This window comes from Thiohalocapsa marina (assembly GCF_008632335.1).
Lineage (GTDB): Bacteria > Pseudomonadota > Gammaproteobacteria > Chromatiales > Chromatiaceae > Thiohalocapsa > Thiohalocapsa marina.
Genome location: NZ_VWXX01000076.1, coordinates 1 through 1,446, shown reverse-complemented (window position 1 = coordinate 1,446; position 1,446 = coordinate 1). Strand labels below are relative to the sequence as shown.

Here is a 1,446-nt window from a genome sequence, read left to right as displayed (position 1 = left end):
TGGTGGACGGCGCTGCGCTTGTCCATATATGGTCCGCCCCGCGATGCAAGAGCGAAATCGCTGTTGAACAGAAGAAGGAGAAGTTGCGGCCATATATCCGGCATCTTGATGAGGTCGCGGACAGCGCCTCGTGCCCTGATGGAATTCGCGGGCATTCCCGTCCTCATCACCCTATCAGTCTCGACGGCGTCGGCTGGTGGACACAACAGGTTTTCGGGAATGCAGGACTTGCCTTTCCTGCCATCACAGTGATGTTCACTCTTGGCAACTCGTGGTGGGTAGAACTCCTTGACTCGGTTTAGGCTTGGCGTCTCGGTGATTGTTGGATCGATGATGGATCTATGCGTTGATCAAGCGGCGGTGATCAGGCCGGTGTTCGGATCGTACGGGCGACCGCTGAGCATGACCGCATAGGCGATGCGCGCGAGCTTGTTGGCCAGGGCGACGACAGCGACGTTGCTGTGCCGGCGGGCCTTCAGTGCGGTGGCCCAGCGGCTGTGGGCGTCGTCTTTGCGATCGGTGTGGCGCAGCACGGCACGGGCACCATGGATGAGCAACTGGCGCAGGTAACAGTCACCGCGTTTGCTGATACCAAGCAGGCGCGCTTTGCCACCGGTGGAGTGCTGGCGTGGCACCAGCCCGAGCCAGGCGGCCAGGCCGCGGCCGTTCTTCAGCAGGCTGGGGTCTTCACCGACAGCGGCGAGCAGCGCGGTGGCCCCCTTCGCAGCGATGCCGGGGATTGTCATCAGCGTGCGCGCCTGCTCGCTCTCCTGGGCGATCTGCTCGAGCTGCGCATCATAGTGCGCGACGCGCTCGTTGAGATGCTGCAGTTCGTCATAGAGACCCTGGAGCTCGGCGCGGAAACGGCCGCTGAGCCCATTGCTTGCATCCTCCAGGATCTGCGGCAGACGCCGCTGCACACACGCGCGCCCCTGCGCGATCTCGATGCCGTACTCCAGCAACAGACCGCGGATCTGATTGACCTGGGCCGTGCGTCGATCCACCGCCAGCGAGCGCATGCGGTGGATCGACTGGATGTCTTGCTGCTCCACACTCTTGATCGCCACAAAGCGCATGCCGGGGCGCTGCAGCGCTTCACAGATCGCCTCAGCGTCTGCCGCATCGTTCTTGTTCGACTTCACAAAGGGCTTGACGAACTGCGGGGCGATCAAACGCACCGCATGACCCGCATCGCGGAAGCGCCGCGCCCAGTCATGCGCACTGCCGCAGGCCTCCATGGCGATGGTGCACGGCGGCAGCTGCGCGATGAACCCAGGCAGGCGTGCGCGCGTGAGCGTCTTGCTCAACACCTTGCGGCCCGCCGCGTCGGCGCCAAAGAGGTGAAAACTGCGCTTGGCCAGGTCGATGCCAACGAACGTGATCGGCTGTTCTTTGCTACGCTCTGTCATTGGTCTGCTCCGCTACCTCGGTTGACGATGCTTCAAG

Annotated in this window: 2 protein-coding genes; one reads left to right on the top strand and one right to left on the bottom strand. The window is 63.1% G+C overall.

The annotated features are described in order from the left end of the window. The coding region (locus F2Q65_RS19815) for a hypothetical protein (protein ID WP_211354121.1) at window positions 1–302 on the top strand (302 nt) is incomplete at its 5' end. Between the two features lie 48 nt (window positions 303–350). Here F2Q65_RS19815 and F2Q65_RS19230 read toward each other — a convergent pair. After that, window positions 351–1,409 (bottom strand): IS110 family RNA-guided transposase, encoded by a 1,059-nt coding sequence (locus F2Q65_RS19230; RefSeq protein WP_150095010.1) that lies wholly within the window; start codon window positions 1,407–1,409, stop codon window positions 351–353. Between the last annotated feature and the right edge of the window lie 37 nt (window positions 1,410–1,446).